This is a genomic window from Micromonospora sp. NPDC050695 (assembly GCF_040654415.1).
Lineage (GTDB): Bacteria > Actinomycetota > Actinomycetes > Mycobacteriales > Micromonosporaceae > Micromonospora.
The window spans coordinates 127,539-141,692 of sequence record NZ_JBFAHZ010000008.1; the positions used below are offsets into that span (position 1 = coordinate 127,539).

17 protein-coding genes are annotated in these 14,154 nt (G+C 70.4%); 2 read left to right on the forward strand and 15 right to left on the reverse strand.

Features of this window, described 5'->3' with window-relative positions; all coding sequences use genetic code 11:
• Nucleotides 1-22 precede the first annotated feature (22 nt).
• On the forward strand, nt 23-550 hold the full coding sequence (locus tag AB0H52_RS08570) for a hypothetical protein (protein WP_151488117.1): 528 nt from the start codon (nt 23-25) through the stop codon (nt 548-550).
• A gap of 151 nt (nt 551-701) precedes the next feature.
• On the opposite strand, the gene AB0H52_RS08575 is transcribed toward AB0H52_RS08570, so the two are convergent.
• From AB0H52_RS08575 to AB0H52_RS08585, 3 genes are read right to left on the reverse strand one after another with little or no spacing between them, the layout of a single operon-like run.
• Complete coding sequence (locus tag AB0H52_RS08575; protein ID WP_192580119.1) at nt 702-1,664, reverse strand: aldo/keto reductase; 963 nt, start codon at nt 1,662-1,664, stop codon at nt 702-704.
• Nucleotides 1,665-1,701: 37 nt separating this feature from the next.
• Nucleotides 1,702-3,381, reverse strand: a complete 1,680-nt coding sequence (locus AB0H52_RS08580; protein ID WP_151488118.1) for an ATP-binding cassette domain-containing protein — start codon at nt 3,379-3,381, stop codon at nt 1,702-1,704.
• Between the two features lie 41 nt (nt 3,382-3,422).
• Nucleotides 3,423-4,028, reverse strand: coding sequence for a methyltransferase (locus AB0H52_RS08585; RefSeq protein WP_151488119.1), 606 nt, complete (start codon nt 4,026-4,028; stop codon nt 3,423-3,425).
• 102 nt (nt 4,029-4,130) lie between these two features.
• On the opposite strand from AB0H52_RS08585, the gene AB0H52_RS08590 reads away from it, so the two are divergent.
• Nucleotides 4,131-5,180, forward strand: coding sequence for a hypothetical protein (locus AB0H52_RS08590; RefSeq protein ID WP_225854138.1), 1,050 nt, complete (start codon nt 4,131-4,133; stop codon nt 5,178-5,180).
• Between the two features lie 52 nt (nt 5,181-5,232).
• On the opposite strand, the gene truA is transcribed toward AB0H52_RS08590, so the two are convergent.
• The 12 genes from truA to secY all read right to left on the reverse strand — a co-directional run bounded on the left by truA (nt 5,233) and on the right by secY (nt 14,104).
• Nucleotides 5,233-6,063 carry a tRNA pseudouridine(38-40) synthase TruA gene (gene truA / locus AB0H52_RS08595; protein WP_151488120.1) on the reverse strand — a complete coding sequence of 277 codons (831 nt, stop codon included), beginning with the start codon at nt 6,061-6,063 and terminating at the stop codon, nt 5,233-5,235.
• A 67-nt stretch (nt 6,064-6,130) separates the two neighbouring features.
• Nucleotides 6,131-6,688: a 50S ribosomal protein L17 gene (gene rplQ / locus AB0H52_RS08600; RefSeq protein ID WP_151488121.1), complete on the reverse strand. Its 558-nt coding sequence runs from the start codon at nt 6,686-6,688 to the stop codon at nt 6,131-6,133.
• Between the two features lie 34 nt (nt 6,689-6,722).
• Nucleotides 6,723-7,745 carry a DNA-directed RNA polymerase subunit alpha gene (locus AB0H52_RS08605; protein ID WP_053653923.1) on the reverse strand — a complete coding sequence of 341 codons (1,023 nt, stop codon included), beginning with the start codon at nt 7,743-7,745 and terminating at the stop codon, nt 6,723-6,725.
• Between the two features lie 99 nt (nt 7,746-7,844).
• Nucleotides 7,845-8,471 carry a 30S ribosomal protein S4 gene (gene rpsD, locus AB0H52_RS08610; protein WP_030489600.1) on the reverse strand — a complete coding sequence of 209 codons (627 nt, stop codon included), beginning with the start codon at nt 8,469-8,471 and terminating at the stop codon, nt 7,845-7,847.
• A 13-nt stretch (nt 8,472-8,484) separates the two neighbouring features.
• Entirely contained in the window at nt 8,485-8,892 is a 408-nt protein-coding gene (rpsK, locus tag AB0H52_RS08615) for a 30S ribosomal protein S11 (protein WP_030329919.1), read from the reverse strand.
• An 87-nt stretch (nt 8,893-8,979) separates the two neighbouring features.
• Nucleotides 8,980-9,360 carry a 30S ribosomal protein S13 gene (gene rpsM, locus AB0H52_RS08620; RefSeq protein WP_007465236.1) on the reverse strand — a complete coding sequence of 127 codons (381 nt, stop codon included), beginning with the start codon at nt 9,358-9,360 and terminating at the stop codon, nt 8,980-8,982.
• A gap of 267 nt (nt 9,361-9,627) precedes the next feature.
• The gene (gene rpmJ, locus AB0H52_RS08625; RefSeq protein WP_043965539.1) at nt 9,628-9,741 is read right to left on the reverse strand and encodes a 50S ribosomal protein L36; all 114 of its coding nucleotides are present in this window, start codon (nt 9,739-9,741) and stop codon (nt 9,628-9,630) included.
• A 91-nt stretch (nt 9,742-9,832) separates the two neighbouring features.
• Nucleotides 9,833-10,054 (reverse strand): translation initiation factor IF-1, encoded by a 222-nt coding sequence (gene infA, locus AB0H52_RS08630; RefSeq protein WP_007073013.1) that lies wholly within the window; start codon nt 10,052-10,054, stop codon nt 9,833-9,835.
• A 399-nt stretch (nt 10,055-10,453) separates the two neighbouring features.
• On the reverse strand, nt 10,454-11,026 hold the full coding sequence (locus tag AB0H52_RS08635) for a DUF1707 domain-containing protein (protein WP_357946125.1): 573 nt from the start codon (nt 11,024-11,026) through the stop codon (nt 10,454-10,456).
• Between the two features lie 156 nt (nt 11,027-11,182).
• Nucleotides 11,183-12,034 (reverse strand): type I methionyl aminopeptidase, encoded by an 852-nt coding sequence (gene map / locus AB0H52_RS08640; protein ID WP_151488122.1) that lies wholly within the window; start codon nt 12,032-12,034, stop codon nt 11,183-11,185.
• An 87-nt stretch (nt 12,035-12,121) separates the two neighbouring features.
• Nucleotides 12,122-12,775: an adenylate kinase gene (locus tag AB0H52_RS08645; protein WP_151488123.1), complete on the reverse strand. Its 654-nt coding sequence runs from the start codon at nt 12,773-12,775 to the stop codon at nt 12,122-12,124.
• Nucleotides 12,776-14,104, reverse strand: coding sequence for a preprotein translocase subunit SecY (gene secY, locus AB0H52_RS08650; protein WP_151488124.1), 1,329 nt, complete (start codon nt 14,102-14,104; stop codon nt 12,776-12,778).
• Between the last annotated feature and the right edge of the window lie 50 nt (nt 14,105-14,154).

A 14,154-nucleotide genomic window follows, 5' to 3' on the forward strand; every position in this document is an offset into this window, starting at 1 on the left:
CATCGGTAGTGAGGAGATGTCCGTGACGGGTATCCGCAAGGTGCTGGCCGCCGTGGTCGCCGGACTGGCTCTGACCCTGCTCGCCGCACCCCCGGCGGCGGCGCAGGCCGACAAACTCAAACTGACGGTGGCCGGCGACGGGGCCGAGGGGGTCACCATCCAGGCCACCTACGCCGACGGTCGTCGGCTGGACAAGCTGGTGCGGTTGGTCCTCACCGCCACCGGCCCGGACGGGCAGAAGGTCGGCCCGGTGCAACTCGAACCGCAGCCCGAGGGGCAGGGCTTCTACACCAGCGGTCCGCTGCTCACGGCCGGCAGTTGGCGGGTGACGGTGAACTCCCCCGCCCCGCTGCAGACCCAGGCCACCGCCACGGTGCAGGCCCGGGCGGCACAGTCACCGCCGGCGCCCAAGCCGGTCGCGGTCACCGCGGACCGGGCCGACGGACGCGGGGGGAACGCCGGGTGGTGGCCGTTCGCGGCGGCCGGGCTGGTGCTCGTCGCCGCCGCGATGGGGGTCGCCATGCTGTTCGGCCGCCGCCGCACCGACTGACCCAGCGGCGCCCCAGCGCCGCACCGACTGACCCAGCGGCGCTCCGGCGCCATCCACTGACCCAGCGGCGCTTCGGCGCCATCCACTGGCCGACCGGGCCGGGCCGCGATGAGCGGCCCGGCCCGCTGTCGTGCGGCCGGCTCCGCCGCGCTCAGAGGATGAAGCGCAGCGCGGCCAGATCGTCGTCGGTGGGCTCCCAGGTGCCGGCGGCCGCGTTGGCGTGCACCTGCTCGGGCGTGGTGGCACCGGCGATCACCGAGGTCACCGCCGGCTGGGCGGCCAGTCCGCCGATTGCCACCTGGAGCATGGTCAGCCCCCGCTCGGCGGCGTACGCCTCGATGGCCTCGATGGTGTCCCAGTCGGCCGCGGCGAGCCGCTCCGCGTACCGGCCGCCACCGGAGAGCCGGCTGCCGGCCGGCGGCTGCTCGCTGCGCTTGTACTTGCCGGTGAGCAGGCCGTTGGCGAGCGGGAAGAACGGCAGCATGCCGAGGCCGAACCGCTCGCAGGCCGGGATCACCTCGGTCTCCACCGACCGCTCCAGCAGGCTGTAGTGGTTCTGCGCGCTGATGAAGCGGGACCGCCCGTTGGACGAGGCGACCCAGTCGGCGTCGGCGATCTGCCAGCCGGCGAAGTTGGAGTTGCCCAGGTAGCGCACCTTGCCGTCGCGGACCAGGTCGTCCAGGGCGGCGAGGGTCTCGTCGATCGGAGTGCCCGGGTCGGGCTCGTGCATCTGGTACAGGTCGATGTGGTCGGTGCCGAGTCGGCGCAGCGACGCCTCGACCGCGCGCGCGATGTACCGCCGCGAACCCCGGGCACCGTGGTCCGGACCGTTGAGGCCGTTCATGTCCATGCCGAACTTGGTGGCCACCACCACGTCGTCGCGGCGACCCTTGAGCGCCTGCCCGAGCAGCTCCTCGGAGCCGCCCTGCGGTTCGCCGTAGATGTCGGCGGTGTCGAACAGGTTGATTCCGGCGTCCAGGGCGGCGTCCACCACCGCGCGGGTGCCGTCGAGATCCAACTTGCGGCCGAAGTTGTTGCAGCCGATGCCGACCACGGACACCACGAGCCCGGAGTCGCCCAGCCGGCGATAGGTCATCTCAGTCACGAGATCCACCCTATGCCGGCCGGACGCACCCCTGCCCGGGGACCGATCAGCCCACGTCCCAGACCGGCTCCGGGGTCTCCACGACCTCGTTGTCGCCCCGGAACAGCACGAACCGGTCGAAGGAGCGGGTGAACCACCGGTCGTGGGTGACCGCGATCACCGTCCCCTCGAACGCGTTCAGGCCCGCTTCGAGGGCCTCGGCGCTGGCCAGGTCGAGGTTGTCGGTGGGCTCGTCGAGCAGCAGCAGGGTCGCCCCGGACAGCTCCAGCAGCAGCACCAGGAAACGGGCCTGCTGCCCGCCGGAGAGCGTGCCGAAGCGCTGGTCACCCTGACCGGCCAGCTCGTAGCGGCTGAGCACCCCCATCGCCGCGTGCCGGTCCATCCCGGTGCGGTGGTCGTCACCCCGCCAGAGGATCTCGACAAGCGTCTTCGACATCAGCTCCGGCCGGTCGTGGGTCTGGGAGAAGTGCCCGGGGCGGACCCGGGCGCCCAACCGGGCCGTGCCGTCGTGGGCGACCGGGGCGAGCGCACCCGCCCCGTCGACCGGGCCGTTCGCCGGGTCGGGATCGGTGCCGCCGCGGGCCAGCAGCCGCAGGAAGTGCGACTTGCCGGTGCCGTTGGCACCGAGCACCGCCACCCGGTCGCCATACCAGATCTCCAGGTCGAAGGGGAAGGTCAGGCCGTCCAGCTCCAGCTGCTCGCAGATGACCGCGCGTTTGCCGGTCCGCCCGCCGCTCAGCCGCATCCGGATGTCCTGGTCCTTCGGCGGTACGGGCGGCGGCCCGGCCTCCTCGAACTTGCGCAGCCGGGTCTGCGCGGCCTGGTACCGCGAGGCCAACCCATCGTTGTACGCCGCCTTCTGCTTGTACATCAGCATCAGCTCGCGCAGCTTCTGGTGTTCCTCGTCCCAGCGTCGGCGCAGCTCGTCGAGGCGGGCGTGCCGGGCCACCCGTGCCGAGTGCCAGCTGGCGAAGCCACCCGGGTGCACCCAGGCGCTGCCACCCTCGACGGCGACCACCCGGTCGGCACTCTGGGCCAGCAACTCGCGGTCGTGCGACACGTACAGCACCGACTTGGTCGACTCGCGCAGCCGTGCCTCCAACCAGCGCTTGCCCGGCACGTCGAGGAAGTTGTCCGGCTCGTCGAGCAGCAGCACCTCGTCCGGGCCGCGCAGCAGCAACTCCAGGGCGAACCGCTTCTGCTGGCCACCGGAAAGCGTCCGCACCGGACGGTCCCGGGCGGCGTCCCACGGCAGGCCGAGCACGATGGTCGCGACGGTGTCGAAGAGCACCTCGGCGTCGTACCCGCCGACCTCGCCCCAGGCGCCGAGGGCGTCGGCGTACGCCAGCTGGGCCTTGCCGGCGGCGGTGCTGTACTTGCCGCGGACCTCGGCCGCCCGCATGGCCGCCTCGGTCTCGGCGAGCCGGCGGCCGGCGTCGCGCAGCGGCGGCGGGGCCAGCGACAGCGCCAGGTCGGCGAGCGTCGACTCGTCACCGATCATGCCGATGAACTGGCGCATCACGCCCAGCCCGCCGGCGCGCGCGACGACACCGGTCCGCACCGGCAGGTCCCCGGCTACCATCCGCAGCAGCGTCGTCTTACCCGCGCCGTTCGGCCCGACCAGGGCGACCTTGGCGCCCTCGCCGACCCGGAACGACACGTCGGCGAAGAGTTCCCGACCGTCGGGCAGGATGTGCCCGACCCCTGCCACGTCCACGTATCCCACGCCGGGATCCTGCCCCAGGCGGCGGCGGGGGGGATATCCAATTACCGGGTGACCCGCAGCACCCGGAAGCCCTTCTGGCTGGCGTGCCGCTCGACCTGCCAACCCTGCTCGGTGAGCCAGCGCTGCAGCGAGTCGCCACCGAGGTGCCGGGCGACCACCAGCCAGCCGACGCCGTCCGGGGCGAGCCGGGGCAGCCAGCGCAGCAGCAGCTCGTGCAGTTCCTCCTTGCCGATCCGGATCGGCGGGTTGGACCACAGCTCGGCGAACCGCAGGTCCGCCGGCACGTCGTCCGGTGCGCTGACCCGGACCCGGTCACCGGCACCGATCCGGGCCGCGTTGGCGGCGGTGAGGTCACGGGCGCGGGCGTTGACGTCGACGGCCCAGACCGTGCTCGACGGCGCCACGTCGGCCAGCACGCAGGCGATCGGCCCGAACCCGCAGCCCAGGTCGAGCAGGTCACCGGTGGTGTCGGCGGTGGGCAGCTCGGCCTTGCGCAGCAGCACCGCGGTGCCCGGGTCGAGTCGGCTGGCGGAGAAGACCCCGCCGGCGGAGGCGAGCCGGTAGTCGCGGTCGGCGACGGAGAACTCGACCTCGCGCGGCGGGGCGTCGCTGGCGGGTTCAGCGGTGAAGTAGTGGTCGCCGGTCACGTCGGCAATTCTCGCACCGGCCGGGACACGTCCCGACACGGCCCACGCACACATTTCCCGTTATTACCCCCTAAAGGGACAATGGCTCCTACTCTAGGCGACATGGTGTATCGGTACGAGTCCGATCAGGACGCTTTCGAGGAGTACCCGGAGCCCGGCTCCGAGGTGGCCGCGTTCGACGGCCCGCCCCCGCCGGCCGGGCCCTCTCCGTCGCGCTTCCCCGCGCCGTCGCTGCCCCGGCCGAACCAACTCGTCCTGCCGTCGTCGCAGCCGCCGCCGCCCGCCCGTGCCGACGTTCCGCTCGCCGCACCCCGCGAACGGGTCTACACCTCCGCGCAGCCGATCGAGCAGACTTCCCGGCGCGGCGGCGGCCGCCTCTGGCAGGTGCTGGTCGGTGGCGCAGCCGTCCTGGTCCTGCTCGCGCTCTGCGGGCTGGGCGCCGCCGCGCTCCTGTCCGAACGCGGCAAACAGCCGGAGACCACCCCGACGTACCAGCCGAACACCGCCGCGTCCGCTCCCGCCGCCGAGCGGCAGGACCTCGACTCCCGGGACACCGACCAGGCCCCCCTCACCGCCAAGGAGGTCTTCCCCGGCAAGGAACTGAAGCTCTCCGACGGCCAGGCGGCCTACCAGGTGCTCAAGACGCACTCCAGCGGCAGTTGTGCCGTCGCCGCCACCGGCGAGGTGGCCGACATGCTGGTCCGCCTCGGCTGCAACCAGGTCGTACGGGCCACGCTGCGGACCCCGGACGGCGACCACCTGGTCACCACCGGCCTGTTCAACCTCACCGACAAGGCCAGCGCCGAGCGCACCCGGGAACGGATCCGCCAGCTCCTCGACGAACGGCAGGGCCGCTTCCGGGGCCTCACCGCCGGCGACGACACCGCCGTGCTGGGCACCGCCCCCGCCCGCGTCGGCTGGCAGGTGCGCGGCCACTACCTGGCGTACGCGCTGGTGGTCCGCGCGGACGGTGCGGCCGTCAAGTCCGGCGACCCGAAGATCCGGGAGATCCTGTTCGACATGATCGAGCTGCATCTCAGCAAGGGCGTGCTGCAACGGCGGGCCGACGGCGGCACGGCCGGGCAACCGACGGCGGCGCCGACGGAGAGCAGCGGCACCCAGAGCGGCGACGGCGAACTGCCCGGCGACTGACCCCGCCCGGCGGCGGTCAACCCTCCCGACGACCGACCCCGCCCGGCGGCGGTCAGCCTTCGACGGGGACCCGCAGCCGGCGGGTCAGGTCGGCGCGACGCGCGTACTCGGCCGGGTCCTGCGGGTAGCCGACCGCGACGAGGGTCAGCCCGTGTGCCGGCGCCACCGTCACCTCGCTGGACCGCTCCCGGTGAGTGAGCAGGCTGCCCGGCCACTGGACGGGACGACGGCCGTCGCCGGCCACCAGCATGGCCCCCACCAGGCTGCGCACCATGGCCTGACAGAACGCGTCCGCCTGCACGGTGGCGACCAGGAGGCCGTCGGGGTTCCGACGCCAGTCCAGCCGCGTCACCTCGCGCAGCGTCGTCGCGTGTTCCTTGCGCCGGCAGTACGCGGCGAAGTCGTGCTCCCCGACGAGGCCGGCGGCCGCGGCGTTCAACGCGGCCAGATCCAGCGGCCTCGGCCAGGCCAGCACCTCGTGCCGGCGCAGCGGCTCCGCCCCGAAGGGCGCGTCGGTCACCCGGTACTCGTAGCGCCGAAAGGTGGCCGAGAACCGGGCGTCGAACTCGGCGGGCACCTCGACCATCGCCCGCACCCGCACGTCGGTGGGGAGCAGACGGGCCAGCCGGCGCAACAACCGCCCCTCGTGCTGGCGCCACACGTCGACGGGCAGGTCCAGGTGGCAGACCTGCCCGGTGGCGTGCACCCCCGCGTCGGTCCGGCCCGCCACGGTCAACCCGGTGGCCGTACCGTCGCCCAGGACCAGGGCCAGGGTCTCGACGAGCACCCCCGCGACGGTCCGCCGGGTCGGCTGGGCCGCCCAACCGGAGAAACCCGCCCCGTCGTACGAGACGTCCAGCCGCAGCCGGATCCGCTCGTCCACCTCGTACCTCCTGTTACGGGTCGGGCCCGGCACCCCGATGGGGTGCCGGGCCCGACGTTGCCCTTGATCAGGCCTTGTTCTCGGTGGCCTCGTCGCTGTCCTCGCGGGCGGCGTCGGTGTCACCGGACGCCGACACCGGCGCCTCGGAGTCCTGGTCGGCGTCGGCCGACTTCGGGGCCTCCTCAGCCGGGGCGAGCGCCTCGACCTTGTCCTGCTGCGCGGCCTTGCGGGCGGCGGTCTTCTTGTTCGCCTTCGGCTCGGCGACCTGAAGCTCCTCCACCAGCTCGATGATCGCCATCGGAGCGGCGTCACCCTTGCGCGGACCGGTCTTCACGATCCGGGTGTAGCCGCCGGGCCGGTTGGCGTACCGCGGCGCGATCTGGTCGAACAGGGCGTAGACCACGTCCTTGTCCTTGACGACGCCCAGCACCCGCCGACGCGCGGCGAGGTCACCGCGCTTGGCCTTGGTGATGAGCTGCTCGGCCAGCGGACGCAGCCGTCGGGCCTTCGTCTCGGTGGTCTGGATCTTGCCGTGCTGGAACAGCGCGGTCGCCAGGTTGGCGAGCATCAGCCGCTCGTGCGAGGGGCTGCCGCCGAGGCGGGGGCCCTTGGTGGGCGTGGGCATTTTTGGTGCTCCTCAGTTGTGGCGGCAGCGCGGACTAGAGCTGCTCGGTCTCGCGGTAGTCGTCGGTGTCGTAGTCGGCCTCGCCGAAGGTGTCCACGACGTTCGCCGGGTCGAAGTTCGGGGCAGAGTCCTTCAGCCCCAGACCCATCCCGGCGAGCTTCATCTTGACCTCGTCGATCGACTTCTGACCGAAGTTGCGGATGTCGAGGAGGTCGGCCTCGGTACGCCCGATGAGCTCACCAACGGAGTTGATGCCCTCGCGCTTGAGGCAGTTGTAGGAGCGGACGGTGAGGTCCAGCTCCTCGATCGGCAGGGCGAGGTCCGCCGCCAGCTGGGCGTCCTGCGGGGACGGCCCGATGTCGATGCCCTCGGCGGTCTCGTCCAGCTCCCGTGCCAGACCGAACAGCTCCACCAGCGTCGAACCGGCCGAGGCCAGCGCGGTACGCGGACCCATCGACGGCTTGGTCTCGACGTCGATGATCAGCCGGTCGAAGTCGGTGCGCTGCTCGACACGGGTCGCCTCGACGCGGTAGGTCACCTTCAGCACCGGCGAGTAGATCGAGTCGACCGGGATCCGGCCGATCTCGGCGCCGGACTGCTTGTTCTGCGCAGCCGTCACGTAGCCCCGGCCCCGCTCGACGGTCAGCTCCATGTCGAGCCGGCCCTTGCCGTTGAGGGTCGCGAGCTTCAGGTCCGGGTTGTGCACGGAGACGCCGGCCGGGGGCTGGATGTCACCCGCGGTCACGTCGCCCGGGCCCTGCTTGCGCAGGTACATGCTGACCGGCTCGTCGTGCTCGGAGCTGACGCACAGCTCCTTGATGTTCATGACGAGCTCGACCACGTCCTCCTTGACACCGGGGATCGTGGTGAACTCGTGCAGCACGCCGTCGATCTTGATCGAGGTGACGGCCGCACCCGGGATCGACGACAGCAGCGTGCGCCGCAGCGAGTTGCCCAGGGTGTAACCGAAGCCCGGCTCCAGCGGCTCGATGGCGAACCGCGACCGGGTCTCGTTGATCGACTCCTCGGAGAGGGAGGGTCGCTGGCTGATGAGCATGTTTTCTCTTCTCTTCCGGGACGCCCGCTATTTGACGCCCACGACACAAACTGTTCCGGTGGCCCGCCCCGGAGGGCGGGCCACCGCAACGAGCTCCGACTACTTGGAGTAGAGCTCGACGATCAGCTGCTCCTGGACCTGCGTGTCGATGACCTGCCGGGCCGGGAGGGAGTGCACGAGCACCTTCATCTGGCTCGGGATGGCCTCAAGCCACGCCGGAACCGTCTTCGAGCCGGCCTGAGCCTGCGCGACGATGAACGGGGTGAGCTCCTTGCTCTTGCCCCGAACCTCGATGATGTCGTGCTCCTTGACGCGGTACGACGGGATGTCGACCTTCTTGCCGTTCACCGTGAAGTGACCGTGCTTGACCAGCTGGCGGGCCATGTCCCGCGAGTGGGCGTAGCCGGCCCGGTAAACGACGTTGTCCAGCCGCGACTCGAGGATCTGCAGGAGGACCTCACCGGTCTTGGCCTGCTTGCCGACGGCTTCCTCGTAGTAACCGCGGAACTGCTTCTCCAGCACGCCGTAAACCCGGCGGGCCTTCTGCTTCTCACGGAGCTGGAGCAGGTACTCCGTCTCCTTCGTGCGGCCGCGGCCGTGCTGCCCGGGCGGGAACGGCCGGGACTCGAACGGGCACTTCGGGCCATCGCACTTGCTGCCCTTGAGGAACAGCTTCATCTTCTCCCGCCGGCAACGGCGGCAGTCAGCACCGGTGTAACGAGCCATCTCTCTCTACCTCTCAGACCCGACGACGCTTAGGCGGACGGCACCCGTTGTGCGGCTGCGGGGTGACGTCGGCGATCTGGCCGACCTCGAGGCCCACGGCCTGCAGCGAACGGATGGCGGTCTCCCGGCCGGAGCCGGGGCCCTTGACGAACACGTCGACCTTGCGCATGCCGTGCTCCATGGCCCGACGCGCGGCGGCCTCGGCGGCCAGCTGCGCGGCGAACGGAGTCGACTTGCGGGAGCCCTTGAAGCCAACCTGGCCGGCGGAGGCCCAGGAGATGACCGCACCGGTCGGGTCCGTGATGGACACGATGGTGTTGTTGAAGGTGCTCTTGATGTGCGCCTGCCCGTGGGCGACGTTCTTGCGTTCCTTGCGCCGGACCTTCTTGACAGCGGCTCCGGCACGAGCCTTCGGTGGCATAAGTCTGTGCGCTCCTAGTTGACTTTCCGGATCGGGTTGCGGCCTGGCCCACCTCGGCGGCGGCCACCCCCGTCATCCGGTTAAGAACTACTTCTTGCCGGGCTTCTTCTTGCCGGCGACGGTCCGCTTCGGGCCCTTGCGGGTCCGCGCGTTGGTCTTGGTCCGCTGGCCACGCACGGGCAGGCCCCGGCGGTGCCGGATGCCGGCGTAGCAGCCGATCTCGACCTTGCGGCGGATGTCAGCGGCGACCTCGCGGCGCAGGTCGCCTTCAACCTTGTAGTTGCCCTCGATGTGGTCGCGGAGCTGCACGAGCTCCTCGTCCGTGAGGTCCCGAGCGCGCTTGTCCGGCGAGATGCCGGTGGCGGCGAGTGTCTCCAGGGCGCGGGTGCGACCGACCCCGAAGATGTAGGTGAGCGCGATCTCCATCCGCTTCTCGCGGGGGAGATCCACGCCGACTAGACGTGCCATGTGCGGGCGTACTCCTCGTAATGTGTGGCGGAGGTGTGGACCCGTCCCATCCCGCTACCGGCCGTCCCGTCTTTCCGACGCTGTCAGCGCCGGCGACCGGGATCGGTCGCTGCCCGAGCGGGCCCCGGCCTCCGACCGGGGGTCAGCCACGCAGGAGTACGTCTCGCGTACCGCTCGCGGCTGGGACGAGCATGTGTGATGTGTGTGTCGCTGGGGATCTGCCCGGACCAACGCCATCCGGCCGGTGTTACGGCCGGATGGGCTGAGTCAGCCCTGGCGCTGCTTGTGGCGCGGGTCGCTGCAGATGACCATGACCCGGCCGTGCCGGCGGATAACCCGGCACTTGTTGCAGATCCTCTTGACGCTCGGCTTGACCTTCACGGTTGCCTTACTTCCCATCTGGCCCGGCGACGCGGAGTACGCGAGACCGGACGTCGAAGACGGACACGGGACTTCCCGGCCGTCGTCAGGACTACTTGTAGCGGTAGACGATGCGCCCGCGGGTCAGGTCGTACGGCGAGAGTTCGACGACGACCCGGTCCTCCGGCAGGATGCGGATGTAGTGCTGCCGCATCTTGCCGCTGATGTGAGCCAGCACCTTGTGGCCGTTCGCGAGCTCCACCCGGAACATAGCGTTCGGCAGGGGCTCGATGACCCGACCCTCGATCTCAATGGCTCCGTCTTTTTTCGGCATGTCCTCCGCTGTCCTGACGTCGATTGCTCCGGGCGGCCCACAACGTCTTACACGGAAACCTGACCTTGATCAGGAGCCCGCGCCAGCCGCGGCTCCAGGACCCACCGAAGCGCAGGGTGGGCATGCCGGAGTGGACGCTGTGCGCCGATCTGAAAGTGTACGCCCGCCTGCGGTCCGTCGCCAAACCGGCCACCCACCACGCCGCCGTGTCGGTGCCGGCCCCCCGTCCGGACGCCCGATGATCTCCGCCCGAGCCCCACCTGCGCGTGATCCACTCGCCTTCCGTGAAACCGCGGCATCCGCGGGTGGTGGACAACACAACTTCAGCGAATCCGAGTGGATCAAGGCACGAGCTCCGGACGGTGCCGCGGATTGCCCGCCCCAGGCCGCCGCAGATGATCAGGCTGGCGCTGGGGGTTCGTCCCGTTCGTTCGCTTCGTCGGCGCGCAGTTCCCGTCGCCGCTCCCGCTTCGCCCGCTTGCGCTCCCGCTCGACGGCCCGACGCCGGGGCTCTCCCCGACCCAGTCCGGTCACCGTCTGGATCATCAGCACCGCGCCCCACGGCCCGGCCACCCAGATCGGCCAGAAATAGAGCAGCTCCCCGCTGAGCAGCGAGATCACCGCCCAGATGGTCACCACGACGGCGATCACCCTCAGGTACGGCAGCCACACCTCGGCCAACCAGCGGGCCGTGCCGGCACCCGCCGTCGGGGCGGGCTGGTGACCCGCGCCGGCGCCCGGCGGGGCGGCCGGGATGACCGGCGCCAGCGTCGACCCCCCGGTGGGCGGCACCGGCGGCAGGTCGGTCAGCAGGGCGTCCAACTCCGCGTACGTCCGTGCGGCGTACGCCCGTTGCAACCGCTCGTCGTACTCGTGCAGGTCCAGTCGGCCCTCGCCGAGGGCGACGCGCAACCGGTCGGCCACCGCCTCACGGTCCGCGTCCGCCGCTCGCATCCCGTCGCGCCCGTCCATGCCGGCAAGCATGCCACCGCCACGCCAGTCCCGTCCGACCCCGAGCCGCCCTCCTCGATCCACCCGGTTCGCCGTCCTGGTTACATCGCATCGGTTGGATACCGCCGGATCGGCGAATCGGAGTCGATCAACGTGCCAGGGCGGCGGCTGGAGCGGTCAGGGGGCGGTCGAGGTGGCGGGTTGGCGAGCCGTTACCAGGTCGCCCAGTCGGGCGCGGCCGCCGTCGAAGGCGGTGAGCACCCAGACGCCGTCGGGCAGCAGCGCCATCGAGTGCTCGACGTGCGCGGCCACCGAACCGTCCCGGGTGACGACCGTCCAGCCGTCGGCCAGCTCGACCGTCCGCGGGGACGCCATCGTGATCATCGGTTCGATGGCGAGTGCCATACCGGGAACCAACCGTGGGCCCTTGCCCGGCCGGCCGTGGTTGAGCACGTGCGGGTCCTGGTGCATCTCGGTGCCGATGCCGTGCCCACCGTAGCCGTCAACGATGCCGTACCGGCCGCCCTTGCGGACGGCGGTCTCCACCGCGTGCGAGATGTCGGTGAGGCGGCCCTTGCCGCTGGCCGCGCCGCGGGCGGCGGCCGCGATACCGGCCCACATGGCGTCCTCGGCCACCTCGGCCATCTTGAGCAGCGCCGGGTCGACCTCGCCGACCCCGACCGTGATCGCGGAGTCGCCGTGCCAGCCGTTCAGCACCGCGCCGCAGTCGATCGAGATGAGGTCGCCCTCGGCGAGCACCTGCTTCGGCGAGGGGATGGCGTGCACGATCTGCTCGTTGACCGAGGAGCAGATCGACGCCGGGAACCCGTGGTAGCCCTTGAACGACGGGACGGCGCCCGCCTCGCGGATGGTCGACTCGGCGATGGCGTCCAGATCGGCGGTGCTCACACCGGGGGCCACGGCCTCGCGCATCCGGCGCAGCGCCTCCGCCACCACCAGCCCGGCGGCCCGCATCTTCTCGATCTGGTCAGGGGTCTTCAGCTGGATGTCCAGCTGGGGACGACGCATGGAGCGATTACCTTTCGTGGCTGTTCAGCGGGGCACGTCTCGCGTACCCCGCTGTTCGCACTCTATCCGCGTGGACCGGCGAGGACCTCAGCCGCCGTACGACCGCAGCGCGTCGATGGCCCGGCTGGTGACGTCCTCCACCGGGCCGGTGGCGTCGATCCCGACCAGCTTGCCCTGGGCGCCGTAGTAGTCGACCAGGGGCGCGGTCTTCTCGCTGTACTCCCGAAGCCGGGTGGCGATCGTCTCCGGCTTGTCGTCGTCGCGCTGGAACAGCTCGGCGCCGCACCGGTCACAGATGCCCGGGCGGGTGGTGGCGTCGAACTCGACGTGCCAGATCTTGCCGCAGCCCCGGCAGGTACGCCGGCCGGAGAGCCGTCGGATCACCTCGTCGTCGTCGACCACCAGCTCCAGGACCAGGTCGAGGGCGGTGCCCAGGTCGGCGAGGAGCTTGTCGAGAGCGGCGGCCTGCGGAGTGGTCCGCGGGAAACCGTCGAGCAGGAAACCCTCGCTGGCGTCGGGCTCGGCCAGCCGGTCCCGGACCATGTTGATGGTGACCTCGTCCGGAACCAGCTCGCCCGCGTCCATGTACCGCTTCGCCTCGACACCCAACGGCGTGCCCTGGGTGACGTTCGACCGGAAGATGTCTCCGGTCGAGATCTTCGGCACCGAGAGGTGCGCGGCGATGAACTCGGCCTGAGTGCCCTTGCCCGCACCCGGCGGACCAACCAGAACGAGTCTCATCTACCGCAGGAACCCTTCGTAGTTCCGCTGCATGAGTTGGCTCTCGATCTGCTTCACGGTCTCCAGACCGACGCCGACCATGATGAGCACAGCGGTGCCGCCGAACGGGAAGTTCTGGTACTGCTGGTTGTCCAGCCAGATGAAGAAGAAGTTCGGCAGGATCGAGATGACGCCGAGGTAGAGCGCGCCCGGCAGGGTGATCCGGCTGAGAATGAAGTCCAGGTAGTCGGCGGTCGGCTTGCCCGGGCGGATGCCCGGCACGAACCCGCCGTACTTCTTCATGTTGTCCGCGACCTCGGTCGGGTTGAACGTGATCGAGACGTAGAAGTACGTGAAGAAGATGATCATCAGGAAGTAGACCGTGATGTAGATCGGGCTACTCGGGTTGACCAGGTTGTTCTGGATCCACGCCTGGGTCTTGCCCGGGTCGTTCTGGTCGAAGAACTGCAGGGCCAGCTGCGGCAGGTACAGCAGCGACGAACCGAAGATGACCGGGATCACACCCGCCTGGTTGACCTTGAGCGGGATGTAGGTCGAGGTGCCACCGTACATCCGCCGGCCGATCATCCGCTTGGCGTACTGCACCGGGATCCGGCGCTGCGCCTGCTCGATGAAGGTGACCGCGGTGATGACCACCAGGACCAGCGCGATGACCAGGGCGAACATGTCCCAGCCCTTGCTGGTCTTGATCTGCCAACCCTCGCTGGGCAGCCGGGCCGCGATCGAGGTGAAGATCAGGACGGACATGCCGTTGCCGACGCCCCGGTCGGTGATCAGCTCACCGAGCCACATGACCATGCCGGTGCCGGCGGTCATCGTCATCACCAGGATGGTCAGGGTCAGCCAGTCCGGGATACCGGTGCCGGTCGGGATGATCGGGAACTGGTCGCAGCGGTTCTGGAAGAGCTGCCCCGAGCGGGCCAGGGCGACGAACGCCGAGGCCTGCAGCACACCGAGACCGAGGGTCAGGTACCGCGTGTACTGAGTGATCTTCGCCTGGCCGGCCTGACCCTCCTTGCGGAGCTGCTCCAGGCGCGGGATCACGACGGTCAGCAGCTGCAGGATGATCGACGCCGTGATGTAGGGCATGATGCCCAGCGCGAAGACCGAGAGCTGTAGCAGCGCCCCGCCGGAGAAGAGGTTGAGAAGGTTCACCACCCCGGTGGTGTCACCCTGGATGGTGTCGAGGCACTTCTGCACGTTGCCGTACGAGACGCCCGGACTGGGCAGCGTGGCACCCAGCCGGTAGACCGCGATGATGCCTACTGTGAACAGCAGCTTCTTGCGCAGGTCAGGCGTACGGAACGCACTGAGAAAGGCGGACAGCAACTTCTTCCTCCTGCGCGAGGCGGGCCGCCGGTGATCCCTGGCGGGTCGGG

Bases quoted from the DNA above. Each gene is read 5' to 3' on its own strand.
- AB0H52_RS08590 (WP_225854138.1), top strand. From the start codon at position 4,131: ATGGTGTATCGGTACGAGTCCGATCAGGACGCTTTCGAGGAGTACCCG.
- rplQ (WP_151488121.1), bottom strand. From the start codon at position 6,688: ATGCCCACGCCCACCAAGGGCCCCCGCCTCGGCGGCAGCCCCTCGCAC.
- AB0H52_RS08605 (WP_053653923.1), bottom strand. From the start codon at position 7,745: ATGCTCATCAGCCAGCGACCCTCCCTCTCCGAGGAGTCGATCAACGAG.
- rpsD (WP_030489600.1), bottom strand. From the start codon at position 8,471: ATGGCTCGTTACACCGGTGCTGACTGCCGCCGTTGCCGGCGGGAGAAG.
- rpsK (WP_030329919.1), bottom strand. From the start codon at position 8,892: ATGCCACCGAAGGCTCGTGCCGGAGCCGCTGTCAAGAAGGTCCGGCGC.
- rpsM (WP_007465236.1), bottom strand. From the start codon at position 9,360: ATGGCACGTCTAGTCGGCGTGGATCTCCCCCGCGAGAAGCGGATGGAG.
- infA (WP_007073013.1), bottom strand. From the start codon at position 10,054: ATGCCGAAAAAAGACGGAGCCATTGAGATCGAGGGTCGGGTCATCGAG.
- AB0H52_RS08635 (WP_357946125.1), bottom strand. From the start codon at position 11,026: ATGGACGGGCGCGACGGGATGCGAGCGGCGGACGCGGACCGTGAGGCG.
- map (WP_151488122.1), bottom strand. From the start codon at position 12,034: ATGCGTCGTCCCCAGCTGGACATCCAGCTGAAGACCCCTGACCAGATC.
- AB0H52_RS08645 (WP_151488123.1), bottom strand. From the start codon at position 12,775: ATGAGACTCGTTCTGGTTGGTCCGCCGGGTGCGGGCAAGGGCACTCAG.